Annotated in this window: 14 protein-coding genes and 1 pseudogene (1 of these 15 only partly in view); 13 read left to right on the top strand and 2 right to left on the bottom strand. The window is 63.0% G+C overall.

From position 1 onward, the window contains the following. Positions 1-19: 19 nt before the first annotated feature. The gene (locus F4Y00_07880; protein MYE04872.1) at positions 20-655 is read right to left on the bottom strand and encodes a prepilin-type N-terminal cleavage/methylation domain-containing protein; all 636 of its coding nucleotides are present in this window, start codon (positions 653-655) and stop codon (positions 20-22) included. A gap of 284 nt (positions 656-939) precedes the next feature. Between F4Y00_07880 and F4Y00_07875 the strand changes: the two genes are divergently transcribed. The 4 genes from F4Y00_07875 to F4Y00_07860 are packed head-to-tail and all read left to right on the top strand — an operon-like array spanning position 940 to position 6,535. After that, complete coding sequence (locus tag F4Y00_07875) at positions 940-2,547, top strand: hypothetical protein (GenBank protein ID MYE04871.1); 1,608 nt, start codon at positions 940-942, stop codon at positions 2,545-2,547. Beyond that, the gene (locus F4Y00_07870; protein MYE04870.1) at positions 2,544-4,511 is read left to right on the top strand and encodes a hypothetical protein; all 1,968 of its coding nucleotides are present in this window, start codon (positions 2,544-2,546) and stop codon (positions 4,509-4,511) included. Before F4Y00_07875 ends, F4Y00_07870 begins: the two co-directional genes overlap by 4 nt. Positions 4,512-4,517: 6 nt before the next feature. Further along, positions 4,518-5,735 (top strand): hypothetical protein, encoded by a 1,218-nt coding sequence (locus F4Y00_07865; GenBank protein ID MYE04869.1) that lies wholly within the window; start codon positions 4,518-4,520, stop codon positions 5,733-5,735. A gap of 29 nt (positions 5,736-5,764) precedes the next feature. Continuing rightward, positions 5,765-6,535, top strand: a complete 771-nt coding sequence (locus tag F4Y00_07860) for a prepilin peptidase (GenBank protein MYE04868.1) — start codon at positions 5,765-5,767, stop codon at positions 6,533-6,535. 54 nt (positions 6,536-6,589) lie between these two features. On the opposite strand, the gene F4Y00_07855 is transcribed toward F4Y00_07860, so the two are convergent. After that, positions 6,590-7,075 carry an HU family DNA-binding protein gene (locus F4Y00_07855; GenBank protein ID MYE04867.1) on the bottom strand — a complete coding sequence of 162 codons (486 nt, stop codon included), beginning with the start codon at positions 7,073-7,075 and terminating at the stop codon, positions 6,590-6,592. A gap of 3 nt (positions 7,076-7,078) precedes the next feature. On the opposite strand from F4Y00_07855, the gene F4Y00_07850 reads away from it, so the two are divergent. The 9 genes and pseudogenes from F4Y00_07850 to F4Y00_07810 form a co-directional block, all read left to right on the top strand. Beyond that, positions 7,079-7,414 carry an HU family DNA-binding protein gene (locus F4Y00_07850; GenBank protein MYE04866.1) on the top strand — a complete coding sequence of 112 codons (336 nt, stop codon included), beginning with the start codon at positions 7,079-7,081 and terminating at the stop codon, positions 7,412-7,414. Positions 7,415-8,339: 925 nt separating this feature from the next. After that, positions 8,340-8,924 carry a prepilin-type N-terminal cleavage/methylation domain-containing protein gene (locus F4Y00_07845; protein ID MYE04865.1) on the top strand — a complete coding sequence of 195 codons (585 nt, stop codon included), beginning with the start codon at positions 8,340-8,342 and terminating at the stop codon, positions 8,922-8,924. A gap of 13 nt (positions 8,925-8,937) precedes the next feature. After that, a complete protein-coding gene (locus F4Y00_07840; GenBank protein ID MYE04864.1) occupies positions 8,938-9,138 on the top strand; it encodes a hypothetical protein in 201 nt (66 codons plus the stop codon). 163 nt (positions 9,139-9,301) lie between these two features. Further along, complete coding sequence (locus F4Y00_07835) at positions 9,302-9,709, top strand: hypothetical protein (GenBank protein MYE04863.1); 408 nt, start codon at positions 9,302-9,304, stop codon at positions 9,707-9,709. Positions 9,710-9,902: 193 nt separating this feature from the next. Next, positions 9,903-10,271, top strand: coding sequence for a hypothetical protein (locus F4Y00_07830; GenBank protein MYE04862.1), 369 nt, complete (start codon positions 9,903-9,905; stop codon positions 10,269-10,271). After that, positions 10,250-11,554 (top strand): hypothetical protein, encoded by a 1,305-nt coding sequence (locus tag F4Y00_07825; protein ID MYE04861.1) that lies wholly within the window; start codon positions 10,250-10,252, stop codon positions 11,552-11,554. The genes F4Y00_07830 and F4Y00_07825 overlap by 22 nt, the downstream gene beginning before the upstream one ends. Continuing rightward, positions 11,551-12,135: a hypothetical protein gene (locus tag F4Y00_07820; GenBank protein ID MYE04860.1), complete on the top strand. Its 585-nt coding sequence runs from the start codon at positions 11,551-11,553 to the stop codon at positions 12,133-12,135. The genes F4Y00_07825 and F4Y00_07820 overlap by 4 nt, the downstream gene beginning before the upstream one ends. Next, on the top strand, positions 12,107-12,709 hold the full coding sequence (locus F4Y00_07815; GenBank protein MYE04859.1) for a prepilin-type N-terminal cleavage/methylation domain-containing protein: 603 nt from the start codon (positions 12,107-12,109) through the stop codon (positions 12,707-12,709). Before F4Y00_07820 ends, F4Y00_07815 begins: the two co-directional genes overlap by 29 nt. Before the next feature lie 741 nt (positions 12,710-13,450). After that, positions 13,451-15,527, top strand: a pseudogene (locus F4Y00_07810) (hypothetical protein); it runs 203 nt beyond the window's last position.

Below are 15,527 nucleotides of genomic sequence, written 5' to 3'. Positions count from 1 at the left end.
TCAGACCGGCACGCGACATCTACGTGTTGTCGAGGCAAGCATACGCCACGGCGGTATTATTCGGAGGATTCAGCGTGAACAAAGCGGCGGTTGAATCATCCAGATAATCGCCGGCTGCATCTGAACTGCCGGCGGTTCCCGTGATTTGCATCACTGCGCGATAACGCCGGTTATCCGCAGCGCCGTACGCGTTGCCGTCTTCATCGGAGAACACGTTGACGATGGAAGCGTGAATGATGCTTTGCAATTCGCCGGCTTCCGCCGTGGTATCGAATTCGCTGGGATCCAGATTAAACTGAAGACCGTTCATGTCAGAACCTCCTCCGGTGCATGCGCCTGGAGCCGCTGCCACGGATTGAACGAAGCGGTGTTCAGCCAATAGCGAGTTCAACGATCCCGCAATCTCGTTAGGGGAAACCATGCCGTTGCGCAATCCCCGGAAGATGAGCTGTTGCTGCGACTGGATGGTCTGGCCGACCTGCTGGGCCACCGCGGTCATCTCGGTCGTCTGGCCCCGGCCCGTGAACAGCGCGAAGGCGCCGACGGACAGGGCCGCGATGACGGCGACGACGATCAGGACTTCCACGAAGGTATATCCCTCTTCGCCCGTCGTGCGGCCGGTCTGTGTCCTGGCGGACGTTTCTTGAGTATTCATTGTTGAAGTTTCTCCAAGTTCGGGCGCAAAAAACCGCCCTCCGATCCGGCTGCGCCCTATAGGTAAATTGGACCGGGAGGGACTGATTTGATTCCCGCCGAACAAAAGCAAAGCGGGAAGCAGCCGCGCATCGTATCACCGCTTTTGAGATAATGCAATACCTTTTTATCTATGTCATTAAATACCATTTTTATTGTGTATTAAATAATATTTAACATGCCGTATATCCACCTTTATGCTATACTGCAAAACCTTTCCGCCACCCATCGCCGGAATCACCACGTATGTCGATCACCTCCGAAGAATTGGCGTTGCCGGCAGCACGCAACGCGTATGCGGTCTGCGTCCAGAGGAGCGGCAACAACGGTTTCGGCGACATTCCTTTGAGCATCTCCATCTCAGCGGTCGCCCGCGCGGGAGGGGAAGGCGGGCCGAATGGACCCATCATCAGCCGCCACCTTCACATTCAGCCGGACGCGGGCCGTTTGCTGAACGCCGAGCTGGTGTCAGACGACTTGTACGAAAGCATTTGCAACAACGAGGACGCCTTGACTGAAGGCCAGGGTGCGGAAGAACTGTTTGAGGTTATGGGCGCGTTGCACGAGCTCCTGGAATCAGGAAGAAAGTCGCCGCAGCTGCGCTATTCGATACGCGGTGCTCTCGACACGCAACTGATACGGAACTATCTCCGCCGCGAGGGCTATGGACGGCTACCCGCGGTCGCGGCAGGGAACGTTGCCCGTGTCATCGACGTGCGGCATGCCCTGATGATGCTGGCCGGCGTTTGCCGCGCCACGGAATCCTGGGAAACGCTACCCAGGAAATTGCGGGACTACGATCTCGACTGCGGAGATTTCGCGCCGGCCGAACTCTGCGACCTGTACGGAGTGGCCCCGAGCAACGACGGTTCGGAATCTGCCGCGCTCCTCCGGCTGGTTCTCGCCGCGCATGGGGCTGCGGACGGGCGCCCCCGCCTCGAATCGGCCATGGAGAAATCCTCCGGATCGAAGCTTCTGAAAACGCTGGGCAAGGCCCTGCGTCAACTTGAGAACGCGGCGCCGCTGCCGCTGGTGGACGCGAAGGTCGAACTGACACCGTCCATGCTCGGCTTGCTTCTGCACAACGGCAAGTGGACCCCGGTGGTCCACCCCAAGGCAGAGGATCGCAAGGCCGGCGGCGACTATTGCCTGTACTCCTTGCCCGAGGGCCGGCCGCTGCTTCGACCGGCCGGTGTTTCGGCGCCGCTGCTTCGGCTGGACCGCCTGGAGTCCGAGTCCGGCTGGACCGCCGATGCCGACGACCGGTTGCGCCGGATCTGCGGCCGCGAAGGGGAATTGTTCAACCTGCGATTGCTCAGTGACGCCTTCACGCAATCGGGCGGCGGCTGGACGCACCGAGAATCCAACCTGATTCCCTTGCCGACATCCGAATCCAATCCATGGACCCAGGTAAACGAGTTTCTTCCGGGCGAAGAACTGATTGTGCTCTCAAGCCGGGCTGCCTGCGCGATCAACAGGCACGACGTCGAAAAAGCCCGCGCGGCTCTGGACGAAATTGCCAAGCAGGCCGAGATAGGCAACCAAGGCGCCCGCAGAGCGGCCGTGACTCTCTTCAGGAACATGCGCATTGCCGCATCACGCGCCGGCCTCCTTGATGATGGGCGCCAGGCCTGGCTTCGGCAAATGGCTTTCTTGCTCGACCCCGAATTCTGGCCAGCGGATCAGCCCGCCGACAATCCTTGTTTCGCTACCCTCCTTTATGGCGACGGTCCGGTGGCCCGGCACAACCGGATCGCCATCGGCAGCCGTTCCACACTGGGCATTTCAGCTTCGGCCGCAACCACGGAAATTCTGACAAGGCCGCCGCGGTTGCGGAAAGACAATACGAGATGAAGTTAAGCAGGATAATCCGTCCCACGCACCCGGCAGAACACAAACCGGTTAAGCCCGCCACTTCGGAGAGGCCGGGGAAAGCGCACCTGCGCCACCGCTGGGGCGAGTTGATTACGGCCAGCGGCCTGACGACGCTAGTGGGCGTCATGCGCTCCTGCGGCGCCAGCAAGGACCAGGTCAATTACCTCTTGCGCGACAGCCGGTCCGGAGTGGTGTCGGCGCTGGACCCCCTGGGTCAGATCGAAGTTTGGCTCGGAACCCAATTGCGCGATCCGGGGCTTTGCCGCCGTATCCTCGCCGGCACCCTGCAGTGCCTGCAGGCATTGCGCGCGAACGCTCCGCTGGAGCTCACGATGCATACGCTTCTTGAGTTGCCGCGCGGCGCGGACTGCGCCGAGCCACCGCAGTGGCATGAGTTCGAGCGCAACAGCGTGCTTATCTGGAAAGACCGCGACGGCCGGCAGTGGGCGGCCGCCGGCAATCCCCTTTCGCTCGCAATGTGGCGCTGGCTCAAAGAAACGACCCGGACCGGGGAAAAGAACCTCTGGCTCCGATGTCTGGGACATGAACTCGAGAAGACACGCCCCGTCCCGTATGTCGAATTGCACGCCGAGACACAGGTAGGGATGTCCGGGAAGGAACGGGTGATGGGCTGGCTGTTGGAGTCTCGCATGAAAGGCGGGGTCTCGGACATCCATATCCGGGTGCAGTTGACCGACAACAAGCCCGTCGGACAGGTCACCTACCGCCACTTGGGGATGTGCGTCAAGGAACTGCCCGACATTCCCATGGAGCAATTCTTAGCCGCGCAACGCTATTTGCTGATCCTGGCCAAGCGGACCGACTCGGAAACCATGTATGTGCCGTACGACCGGCAAATCCGTCTGGAACTGCCTTCCGGCGACGAGTTCAGCGGCCGGCTCTCGATGGTTCCTTACTACTGGGACCCGGACGACCCCAGCGTGGCCTGGTACTCGACGGTGATCCGGGTTCTGAGCGGCAAGCAGGAGGTCAAGACGCTTGACCAAGTCGTGCGGCCCGACGATATCCGCCGGGCCCGCGACCTGCTGGATGTCGATGCCGGCATGGTCATCGTTTCGGGGCCGACCGGTTCCGGAAAGACCACTCTGCTGGCCGCCCTGCTATCGGCCGCATACATCGAGCGGCCCGGACAGCGGCTGCTGACCGTGGAAGATCCGGTTGAGGTTCCGATTGCGGGCTCGGTTCAATTCGCCGTCGAGGAGCGTCAGAAGCTCGATTTCGACATGATTCTGCGCAGCCTGCTGCGCCAGGACCCGGACATCCTGCTGGTCGGCGAAGTCCGTGACGCCGAAGTCGCGGACATAGCCAGCCGGCTGGCCGTGTCGGGCCATACGGTCTTCACCACCTGCCACGCCAGCTACGCGGCGACCGTCGCCCTGCGGATGCAGTCGATGAAAATGCACCCCGACCACCTAGCCGCCACGCTTCGCTGGTCGACTTCACAGAGGCTGCTTACCGGGTGCTGTCCGGACTGTTCGCCGGGCCAGACGCTCCCGAAGGGCCATTCGGACACGTACGGATCGTTGTTCGACACGATCCGCGAAGTGACGGGCTTTAGCGAACTGCCCGATGTGGTTGTCAACCAGCCCGATGCCGACCCCGCGTGCCGCACATGCGGCGGGCGCTATGCGCCCAGGCGGCTGATCCTCGAAACGCTGAACTGGTCGTCGCTCCCGCCGCTCGCCACCGCCCGCCCGGAAAACGAATGGTGGAACGACGCACTCGACGCGGGGAAACTGATACCCATGTGGTACCGTGCGGTGGCGTGCCTGCTGCGCCGCGAAATTTCCGTCGGAGCGTTCATCGAGAAGTTCTCCTCCGAACCCCCGCACCAGGGCCTGATCAGCGAGCAGAACCGGATTCGACTGCGCGAGTTCACCCTGCGCGAGGCCGGGCTGTCCTCATCCGGCGTGGCCGAGTGAGAAAGAATGAAATTCAACCTGACTAAGGCGGACGCGCCCGGCAAGGCAAAAAGGGCCATGAAGGAGTACAAGGTCGCATCCCCGGATGGCCGCGCGGCGATCGTTTCTGCCGTGTCCAAGGTTGCCGCCAGGCGCAAGGGCCGGGGGCAATTGCGATTGCCCAGTGGTTCGAAAGTCCAGGTCAAGCGGTCGCTGAATCTGCCGCGCAGTTTCGGCGGCCTCAAACCCGGGGACCAGATGGAAGCGCTGATGACCTACTCGCGCCTGCTTGCGTCGAAGACGCCGCTGGAGAGCGCCTACGAGAGACTGGGCAAGCGGGTCGCTCCCCGGCGCGCCGGTGAACGGGCTTCCCAGGCCTTCGAGCGCTCGGGCATCCATCCCGTGGCCTGCGCCATCCTGTCTGGAGCGGAGACCGCCGGACAGTCCGGGTCCGGCGCCGACCGGGCGGCTGACTGGCTGGCGGCGCGGGAGCAACGGCTGGACGAATACATCAATCCGGTCAAGAAGCAGTTCTTCTTCTCGGCGGCCATCCTGCTGATCCTGTTTGCAATGCCGGTGATCGCCAACGCCATGTTCGAGCAGCTTCCGGACGAGTACGTCCAGCTCCAGCACACGGTGCTTTCGGAATTCCTGGTGGCCTCCTACAGCCTGCTCTACGAGCCGCTCACACCATTCGTCGCCCTGGGGGTCCTGTGGGGAGGGCTGATGGCGGCCGGCTTCGTGCTGTTCCAGCTCAAGGGCTCTTTTCGCGACCGGCTGCCGCTGTTGGGTCCTCTCGGGCAGATTGCGGAACACGAGCGCCTGACCGCGTGGCTGAGCATGTACATCCCGTTTCATGCAGCGAACCTGCCGTTCTCCGACTTCGTGCACGCCGGCGCGCACGCATTCAGATCCGGGCCGCTGGCGAAGGCATTCGCGAAGCTGTTGAGCGATGTCGCGAAAGGCGAGGCCGATTCGCTGGCGACCGCGGCGTCGGTGCATCCTGAAGTCATTCCAGCGGGAATGCATGAAGCCATCGTCGTCATGGCAGACATGGACCTGGAGGCCGGTCAGAAACATCTGCGATCACTGATGATGCTCAGTTCCAGGGAAATGCGGCGCCTGGCTGTACAGGCGAGTCGCCAGGGGGGCATGATGCGCACCGTATCGGGCGTGGTCATTGCCGCATTCATGCTGGTCGGCATCTATGGCCCGCTTGCGATGTCGATAGGCGCGCCTACCTGAGTTGCGACTCATCGCGGCGCCATTCAATCGTGATTGCCGAGCATCTGCCGCCGGCGTGGACCGGCGCGATGGCAGCCATCCTGGGCCTGGTGCTGGGGAGCTTTGCGGGAATGTGCGCCTACCGTCTCCCCCGCCGCAAGGAGATTGTGAGACAAGGCTCCCATTGTCCGGTATGCGGCGTCCGTATTCCCCCGTGGCGCAATATTCCTCTGTTCAGCTTCGCACTGCAGAGGGGAAGATGCTTCGCCTGCCGCCAGCGCATTCATTGGCGCTACGTCTATTGCGAAGCGCTGTGCGCCGCGCTGACCTGGGCCTGCTGGCACAAGTTCGGGCTCAGCGGGGCCCTGCTCGCGGGAACGGCGCTGTGCGGCATTCTGGTATTGCTGTCCGCAATCGACCTGGAACACCGCCAGCTTCCCGACCGTCTGACGCTTCCGCTGCTGTGGCTGGGGCTGTTATTCAGCCTGACCGGGCCCGAGGCGCCTTTCGCCTCCCCCGCGGATGGCATCGTGGGCGCAGCGGCGGCTTACGGGCTACTACGAGTGGCCGATACGTTATGGCGGCGGCTGCGAAAGCGTCCCGCTTTCGGCGGAGGCGACATCAAGCTGCTGGCCGCGCTCGGCGCCTGGCTGGGTCCGTTCGGCGCATTAGCTGCGCTCGGCGCGGCGGCCATCCTGGGCTCGCTCTACAGCATTGCGCGGGTGCTCGGCACACGAACCGGTTTTCACGACACGCTACCTTTCGGACCCTTCCTTGCGATGGGAAGCGTGTGCGTTCTGTTCTTTCCGGATGCGCTGTGAAGGTTTTTCCCCATAAACCCGCATCCATGCGGACTGATGTTGAATCTTCACGCGCTATAGGCCGTGTTCCTCATCGTAGGCGCGGATCTCTTTCTTCAGCTTTGGGGACGGCCGGAATATGACGCCCATGCGCACAGGCACGGAGAATACTGCGTTCTTGTCATCCGGCCGCGCTCCCGGCAGCCGCACGGTCATCGGCTTGTACTGCTTGGGCAGGAGTTGTCCGAATCCCCTGAGCACGATCGGACGTGCCTCGGAAAGCGCATCGCCGACCATATCGATCAACTCGGCGATCGCTTGTCCGGCCAGCTCGTAATGCGCCACGGAATTGCGCGGTCCTTGCGTGACCATTTTCGGCGAGGGCGACCGCTCAGGAAGATTTTGGCGAAATTGCAGTGCAATTTCCCGGACTATTTCACGACGAACAATTTTTCTGCTGCGCGATCGCGCCAACGGTGCTTGTGTCTTGTCATCTGCCATCGCCGCATTATAGTAACCTGCCCTCAACGCTGAAAGTAATAGGGCAAACAGAGCGATCAACGTATGGAAGAGTTGAATCCGACCGACGTTCCCCTTCGGCGGGCCGACATCGAAGAACGGCTCCGGCAAAACCTGAACATGACGGTTTTCGGCGCGCGCGCTATGGCGAAGGCGATTCTGCAAGTGTACAGCCGCCACCTGATCGAAGGAAACACGATCGAGTTGCGCACCGTGGGGAAGTTTGAATCCAGGATCGAGGCCGCCCGGATGCACCATGTGGTCAACGCGAAAGGGGCCAGCAGTATGAAAATGACGCCTGCCCGGCGGGTGTTGCGTTTCTCGCCCTCGAAGAAACTCAGAGAGCGGATGATCAGGCGAAACAAAGCGCAAAATTCGTAGTCGGGAAATGGAGTTTTTCGACCAAGGCCAAATCGAGCGTGTCCGCGACGCGCTTCAACAGTGCGCCGAAAGCGCGGTCGTCATCGTCGGTCGGGATTCAGTAAAAAAGTATTACGAATCCGGCCGTCCGCGATAGCGCCACCTACCTGGAAACCGCTGACGAAATTCCGCGCCCGAACAGCCGCTCATAGTCTGCGGGGAAGATGACGTTCAACCTTCAGAGCCAGATCAGCCCGTTGGAAATTACTCCGAGGGCTGAGAAATCGCTCGGGGAAGCGAGCAGGTCAGGGCTTTAGCGGAGCCGGAGCAGCGAAGCTCAACGGCGCGCAAGCGAAGTAATGCGTCGTGATCAAGCTTCATGAAGCCAACGAATGCGAAGCGGTCAGTATCCGCGCAGCCAACGGAGCGCAGCGCAATAAACGAAGTGAAGTAACCGGATCGCAGTAAATGCAGGGACGAGGCATCGCGCCAACCTACCCATTCGCGCCGCACTAAAGCGGGCCGCCTTATGGAATGCTGGACTGGGAACGGGCAATGCCCGAATGAGCCCCAATACCCGCGGACCGTTCGGATTTGGATGGTTCCTCCCAGCACTTCGCGGCCGGCGTGCGGCCGGCGCGGCGGAAGCGGTATGGTGGCGCGAAAAAAGGACTGAACCGGAATAAGTGCCAGAGAGTGCGTGAGAGTATCTTCTAGGGAGCGCGCCACTGCGTTCCACCTCTTCGAAAGTCCCGTTTTCGGGGTGCTACACTTTTTTCTTGCCGCATTCCTGCTCTTGAGCGGGAGATGGGTGCTACACCTTTCGCGCCCATCCTTTTTACCTCGACCTGAAGCGCACAAGTGCTTCGCCGCTGCGGCACGCCTTTGTCAAGACCGGCGCTACCGAACAGCGTTGGAGATATTGGTCTTGAAGAGGCACGAATCAATGAATCAAATAAAAAGAACGGCCCGTCAAGTGCGCCGCATCAGGCGCGAGCGCGAGAAGGGCTTCACGCTGCTCGAAATCCTCGTGGGCCTGGGCGTGCTGGCCCTGGTCATCGCCATCGCGATCGGTGTGTTCCAGGAGCGTGCGGAAAACACTACGCCCGACGCGATCGCAACGCAAGCGGGCGGAGTGATGTCGCAGTGGAAAGTGCTAAGGGAAATTCAAGACACAACCGCCGCGAACCGTGGGGCGGTAGTGCAGCAATTGGCTCAGGAATTGAACGCATCGCTGAACGGCCTCGCGTCGATTGCCCAAATCACTTCGACAGGAACCAACACGACCGCGATCACCGGCGAGGTTCCCGCCTGCTCCGCAGCAAGGATCGACATACAGGACGCCACCCTGGATGAGAATCAGAACGAGCGCCTCGCAGAGCGAATGGTGGTCGTTTTAACAAACGTGTGGGATGCGAATGAATTTGTAGAAGCCACCGCGTTCCTTGCGGGAACGCCCGCCCCCGTTACTCCGGTAGCGACCACGCCTCATGCTTCAGCTACCCACGCGTACATCTGTTTCAACAGCTGATCCCATCACTCCGTTGGCTGCCCGTTCCTTCAGCTTCCGCCGTGCCTTCGTGCTGGCGCTCGTGATCCCGCCGTGGGCGGCGCTCGTGCTGGCGACGGCGGGGATGGCGAGCTACACGTTCGGCCCCTGGCCGAATCTAATAGCCGCCTCATTCGGCGGGATCTGGCTGAAGGAACGCGCGCTGCGGAAAAAGGCGCAGGCTGTGAAAGAATGATGCGCCCGGATAACTCCTGGGGGGAGCGCCGACTTTCCCATCCAAGGCGGGAACGGGTCCGGGCACCCTGCGAGGCGGGTCTAACTATGCCCGCATTCCCGCCGTTCGGCGCAAAAGATTGAACGCGCATGAAGACTGACGGGGCAACCCTTACCGGTGTCGAATGGGCGCAGGACGTTTGATGCCGCTGTTGAATCTCGGGCCGGGCGATACGGCGCCGGCCCGAGATTCCTTTTCTCCGGGCGGCCCGCTGTTTCCAAGAGGTCGGAAATTTGCGGCTCTTTTTTCATTCCTCCCGCAGCGGGCCGCCTACTCGGATTTCCGCGCGCGCGTCGGCGCCGGAGCATTCGGCTCGCAAGGCCGCATTCGGAGGACTTGCGCCGCCGCGCCGGTTCGCTGCAGGATTTTTGTTCTTTGTTCCTTGCAAGCGCGGCGCGGCGGCCTATTTTTCATAGAAGGCCGCAATAAGAAAAGCTACTACGCCGAGCGCGGCCGCCTGATAGCTGGGGCGCAACGCGCGGAAAGAGGGCGCGTGATCTGCGACACGATTACGCCTTTCGGCGCGACGTGAACGCAGGCGTGAAGAAAATGCCTGTGAAACGAAACGTCAACTGGCGCGCGCGCCTGGCACTGCTGCCCTTCGCAGTCGCAGGAGGACTGCTTGCAGGGATAACGGCTCCTTGGGGACTTGTGTGCATGGCCGCGTTGTTGGGCCTCGGCTTCGCCGTGGCTTGGGGCGCAAATCGGCGCCGACGGAAGCGCCCATGAACCTGTCAACTATGGCAGTCGCTGCAGCCGCCGCGGCGGCTGCCAGCCTAATGCTGGCGGGGATCATGCCCGACACCAGGAATGTGATCCGGCCGGCCTCTCCGTCCGCGCCCGTCGCGTACACGGATCTCCGGCGCCGCTCCGCCGCGGTTTCTCCCCTGTTCGCCGAATGCTTCGAGGGCGAACTCACCGGAAGCGGCCTCCGGTTCCGGGCGCGGCGCCTGCCCTGGCCGCCGCCTGCCGGCAACGATGCGGATAGGGACGAAGAGCACGATCACGTTGGTGGGATCGTTGATCCTGCGAGTCAAGTCGCGTACACAAGCAGCGAACCGGCTTCCGGCCGTTGCGCGGACCTGTCTCCGTGAACGAGCGCGGATTCACTATCGCCCCGGTATTGTGGGGGCTGGCGGTTGCCGGCCTTATCGTTTTCACGCTGGCCCAGGTCATGGTGGCTGAGCAACGCCGGATGCGGAACCGGGCGCTAATCAACGAATCGTTGATGATTGTCAATGCGGTTCGGGTATTCCAGACTGAAAACACTGCCCTGGAAACCGCTCCCGGCGATCCGGACGAGGCCGGCTGGCCGGACCCGGAAGGGCCGGACGGCGACATCGCCCTCGCCGCCGACAACTGTGAAGGCGCGCTCGCGGCCATGGCCGACGCCGGAAACCTTCACCCGGATTACGGAACGTCTTCCGTCTCGCGCGCCGACGCGCGGATGGAGTGGAGCACCGGCGCCTGCACGGAGAACGAATTCACGCTGCGGCTTGAATGCCGGAGCGGAATTGCCGGCCTGGCTCCAGCTGATCCCGGCGAAGCCTGCCCGACCACCGCCGACCTGGATCTGCTCGCGGTGCGCTCCGGGGGCGTCCACGCGGCCAACGCCGTTACGTGGACGCTCTACCGCGCCGCCGAGTACCCGGCGATCCGCAATGCGATTGACCGTTCCCTGTACCAGACTTTAAGCGCGAACTACGTGCGCGGGCACACTCCGGATTTCATAGATCCCTTTGCCAGCCCCCCCGTGCTGGCCGACGACGGCGGCTATCCGCCCGCCCTCGAAGCTTTTCCGCCGCGGGATATCCGCCCCGCCTGTCCGGATGGGCGGCCGCTGCTTTGGCGCTATGGCGTCAACTCGCTTTCAATAGCGTTTCGCGGCTGGAATGCCGCTTCCCTGAACTCCCTGTCCGTGACCGTCGATACCTCCTTCGGAGCGGACACGCGGACACTGATTCCCATCTCGTGGCAGGTCATCAATACCGGCAATGACCCCGATGTCCGCATTGACGTGATCGAGGTCCTGCCGTACATCGCCAGCCTGACCGTGCCGGGCTTGAACGAACGCGATCACGACGGCGACCCCTTAACGCCGGACGTAGCTCAGCCGTTCAGTTGCCTCCCCCAGGTCATCCAGGGGCGGATCAGTACCGCTTCCGGCGCGGGCCTGGCCTTTGAAGGCGGGGTAGTGCAGCGCACCTGCACGGACGACGCCACGAGAACGGACGTCGACGGCAATGTAAATCAGTCGGTGGCCGCCATCCCGCGCGCCCAAGTGGCCTCGTACCGGGTCCTCGACGGCGGAAGCGTCTTGAGCCTCCCCGCCGTGCGGCTGTCCGCGATCAGCTATTGCGGGGACCCCGAGCCATGACCGGCCGGCAGGCGGGATTTACGACGGCGGAGCTGACGCTGACGCTGGCGGGCGGGGCGGTCTTGGCCGCCGCCGCCATGGCCATGGCGTTTGCCGTCATCAATCGGGATTCGGCCGTTTCGCTCAAAGTCCTGTACATCGCCGGCCAAGCGGTCGAGTACGAAACCGGAGTAGCGGCGGCAAGGATGCTGCGCGCCGAGCACGCCGCCGGTCGTCCTGCCCCGGTCTTTGAATCCATCCCTGGGAGGGGCGGGCGCGGAGCGCAGGGGCGCGCCTGCCTGTGGCAAACCGGATGTGCATTTGACGATGGCGACATCGCCTTGTCCGACCTGACCCAAGACGCATGGAGAAACGCCACCCCTCCCGCAATTCCCTTCGACTACTGTGACGACGGCAACGGCCCCAGGGAAGCCGTGTACGGCGTATGGGTAGACGCCGAAGACGCGGCGCAGGCGCGCGAAATCCACGCCCGGCTGGAAGCGGCGGCCGCCCGCAGCGAGTTTGCCATTCTGGCGTACGGGATCGACGCCGATCCTGCCGACCCCGGCGGGGATGGCTTCGGCGTCCTTGCCTGCTTCTAGCTGCCGCCGGCCCGAGGAACTCGTTGCGAACGTGAACGAATTGCACGCAAACCGGAAAGAAGCGGGATTCACGCTCGTCGAAATCATGATCACTATTGCGGTCGCAGGCATCTTGATTGCGATCGCGCTCGCGTTCGCCGCCGGCCGGATCGAGGTGGCCCGGTGGCAACAGCGCGCGGACCGGATCGCCTCACTGATCGAATGGGAACGGCACAAGCGCGAAAACGGGATCAATGAAGGACGGATGTCGCCGGCCGACCTGGCCGGAGCGCTCAGTGCGATGCTGGCCGAAGACGCGGATATCGAGGCGGCGGCATTCGGAGGGCCGGCGCGGTGCAACTCCGCCGGCAAGAACAACGACGGAGTGGCCTTCGCCCTGCCCGCCGGGGTCGGCAGGATCGGCGCCGACCTGCTCGCCACCATGCTGCAAGAGACCGTGCGGGAGAGACTTCCCGATCGCGCCGCCGTCGACGGTTTCTACAACAGCGGCAGACCCGCCATCGCGCCCTTGACCGAAGTCCACGTCGTTGCCGGCATTGGGACAGTGTTCCTGTGCCTGGGGCAAGACGCTTGAACCGGCGCGCTCCTTCTGCGGGCCCGATGATCCGCAAGCCCTGGCTTCAAGAGGCGCGCGCCGGGGCGGAGAAGGGTGGATCAGCGCGACGTAATCGAGAACGGGCAAGCACGCCCGAAGGCCAGTGCTATACTGCCAGTTGCCGTCCCCACGCGCTCTCCTGATCGAGTGAGGTTGACGGACATGAATCATTGCCCCGCAGCGAAAATCCGCCGGGCGCGCTTTAGCCTTCTTGCCGCGGCGCTTCTCTTTCTACTCTCCCCCGGCGCTTTCGCCGTTCCGGGCGACGAAGCCGACCCGCCGCTCCCGCCGACGAATTTCGGGAACCTTTTCGTCTTCGGCCCGCACGTGCGCGATTGCAAGATCAGAGAAAGCGACGAGAGTTCGGCGACGATAGAGTTCCGGTCGAACTTCACATTTAATCAAGCCAGGTATCTAGACACCGCAGGTGTCTGGTCGAGCTGGCAGAGCCTGAGCGCGCATGAGTACGTCTGCACTGCCCCGAACTGTTTGTGGTTTGGCGGCGAAGTCGAAATACGCGGATGCACGGATTCCGCGGGAACGAACTGCCCAGGCGCATGTACCGTGAACGCCGGACCGGGTGTCGGCGGAAGGCCGTCTGTTGATCCTGTCGGACTGCCGGTTCCGATCGTGCACCACGCGGGTTGTGCGCAAACGGATCACAAGGAAGTCAGCTTCCAAGCACAGTGGACCGGAACGGCGGCGAATGGATATCCGCGTGTGAAGGATGCCGACGGGAACGCGGTCGCGCTTACCCAAGTGACGGGGGCGAGGGCGAATAGGGTGTATACGGGCACCTATACGATCCCTGCGGGCTGGGAAAGCGGGTTCGATGGAACTTGGCCGTTCGAGTTCCAGCTTGACGCTGAGCGGGTGCGGAAGGTGAACGTGAAGGTCAGCGAGCACTGCCTGAACGCTCCGCAGGTCTTCGAGTTGGATACCGCAGGCACGCGCACCCGCGTGTCCGACGGGGCGGGAGTCAGCGTGGACGTAAACAGCCAGATGGTGGTTGAGACCGGGAATTCCGGTTTGGCGCTGACCGACCACGTTCTCGATCCATCGACTCAAACCATGGGCACGGTATTCCGGCCCACGGTGCCGTCGGCAGGTACGACGCTCAAGTCCGGCTGGTCCGAAGCCGGCACGGCCTGGGACGGACGGAAGTACACGTCGCCTCAGACGAATGTGAACATGACCGCAGGCCGGAACGCATGCGTGGAAGACGGGTCGCATAGGTTCTGGCTGGACCCGGCGGCGCCCTCGTTCACGCTGCCCGAATCCACGGCGGCTACTCCGGTCGCGACCGTACGGACCGACGCGTGTGAAGGCGCGGTGGGTTCCAAGCCAACGATTACGCCAAATAACTGGCATTCGCTGTTTGGAACCATACAGGTGCACTGGAACATTCTCGACGGCAGTGAAGCGGCAGGCTGGGAGGTGCTGGTCACGCCGGCGCTTGCCTACGGCATGATCTTGGACGGAGCCATACTATCGGGAACCGGTTGGCCGTCAGCCGGAGCGGAAATCAGTGTGGACCGCGCCGGCGCCACATCTTGTCCGGCGGGCGAGCGGCTGGTGGTCGGCGTTTGCGAGCCTTGCCCGACCTATCACACTTGCGCCGGCAACGCCTTGAGTGCCAACCAATGGTGCGAAGAGGGTAGCCCTCCCGCAAGCGATTTCATGGACAGCTACCAGGTTTGTCAGGCCGGCACAACCCAGGTAGTCAACCAGTGCTTTGCCGCCGACGCCCCCGTTCCCGCTGATGCGCCGTGCCCAGGCACTTGCCCGCCGACCCCGGCGCGGCCGAGTTGCGCCATGGGCGAATCGTGGGTGTGGTTGGATGCAACCCAAAGCCCGCCGTGCGGAACATGGGACCGTCAGCTTGTCCCGTACCCGATCTTCGGGGCCTGTGAGACGGCGACGTGGGACAGTGCCAGTTGCAGTTATACCGCGGTGAACAGGGCCGGTCCGGAACCTGCGCCTGGCGTTTGCGAGACCGTCAGCCTGGATACGCTTCTTTGTAACTGGGAGGTGACGTACACAGGTGGGACTCCGCCGCCGGTGGGTGCCTGCGAGACGGCTTCGCTCGACCCGAACACCTGCACCTGGTCGGTTGTAGACACTGCCGATGCCGAGCCGAGCGTGGGCGCGTGTTACTCGACTTCGTTCGATACAAACACCTGCACTTGGTCGGTAGTGGACAACACGCCGTCGCCGCCCGGCTATGCCTGCGGCGACGTGTTCGATGCCGCTTCATGCACGTATTCGGAGGCTGCAGCGCCTGCCGCTCCCGGCTACGCCTGCGGCGACGTATTCAATGCTGCGTCATGCAGCTGGTCGGCGGCTGCGGCACCATCGGCCCCGACGACCACGACCTGCGAATCGGCCTCGTTCGATTCTGCGAGTTGCAGTTGGACTGTAACAGCCAATCCCTGCCCTGGCGCGCCTTCGGGCGACGCCTGCGGATCGTATTCGTCGAGCGGCAGCGATTCCTGCGGCTGCCCGACCTATTCCTATGTGTCGAACGGCTGCCCGGCTGCGCCTGCGGGCGATTCCTGCGGATCGTATGTATCCGACGGCAGCGATTCGTGCGGCTGCCCGACCTACAGCTACCAGGCGAACGCCTGCCCTGCCGCGCCGGCCAATGACTCGTGCGGGTCGTGGTCGTCGAGCGGCACCGATTCGTGCGGTTGTTCGACCTACAGCTATCAGGCCAATGCCTGCCCGGCCGCGCCGGCCGGTGATTCCTGCGGATCGTATGTATCCGACGGCAGCGATTCGTGCGGCTGCCCGACCT

The organism is Bacteroidetes bacterium SB0662_bin_6 (genome assembly GCA_009839485.1).
Classification (GTDB): domain Bacteria; phylum Bacteroidota; class Rhodothermia; order Rhodothermales; family VXPQ01; genus VXPQ01.
Note: the sequence above shows the minus strand (reverse complement) of the source record. Positions and strands in the feature narration are given on the sequence as shown.

Coding starts and splice junctions, on each gene's coding strand:
- F4Y00_07875 (MYE04871.1), top strand. CDS start 940: ATGTCGATCACCTCCGAAGAATTGGCGTTGCCGGCAGCACGCAACGCG.
- F4Y00_07845 (MYE04865.1), top strand. CDS start 8,340: ATGAATCAAATAAAAAGAACGGCCCGTCAAGTGCGCCGCATCAGGCGC.
- F4Y00_07835 (MYE04863.1), top strand. CDS start 9,302: ATGGGCGCAGGACGTTTGATGCCGCTGTTGAATCTCGGGCCGGGCGAT.
- F4Y00_07850 (MYE04866.1), top strand. CDS start 7,079: ATGGAAGAGTTGAATCCGACCGACGTTCCCCTTCGGCGGGCCGACATC.
- F4Y00_07830 (MYE04862.1), top strand. CDS start 9,903: ATGAACCTGTCAACTATGGCAGTCGCTGCAGCCGCCGCGGCGGCTGCC.
- F4Y00_07865 (MYE04869.1), top strand. CDS start 4,518: ATGAAATTCAACCTGACTAAGGCGGACGCGCCCGGCAAGGCAAAAAGG.
- F4Y00_07820 (MYE04860.1), top strand. CDS start 11,551: ATGACCGGCCGGCAGGCGGGATTTACGACGGCGGAGCTGACGCTGACG.
- F4Y00_07880 (MYE04872.1), bottom strand. CDS start 655: ATGAATACTCAAGAAACGTCCGCCAGGACACAGACCGGCCGCACGACG.
- F4Y00_07815 (MYE04859.1), top strand. CDS start 12,107: ATGGCTTCGGCGTCCTTGCCTGCTTCTAGCTGCCGCCGGCCCGAGGAA.
- F4Y00_07870 (MYE04870.1), top strand. CDS start 2,544: ATGAAGTTAAGCAGGATAATCCGTCCCACGCACCCGGCAGAACACAAA.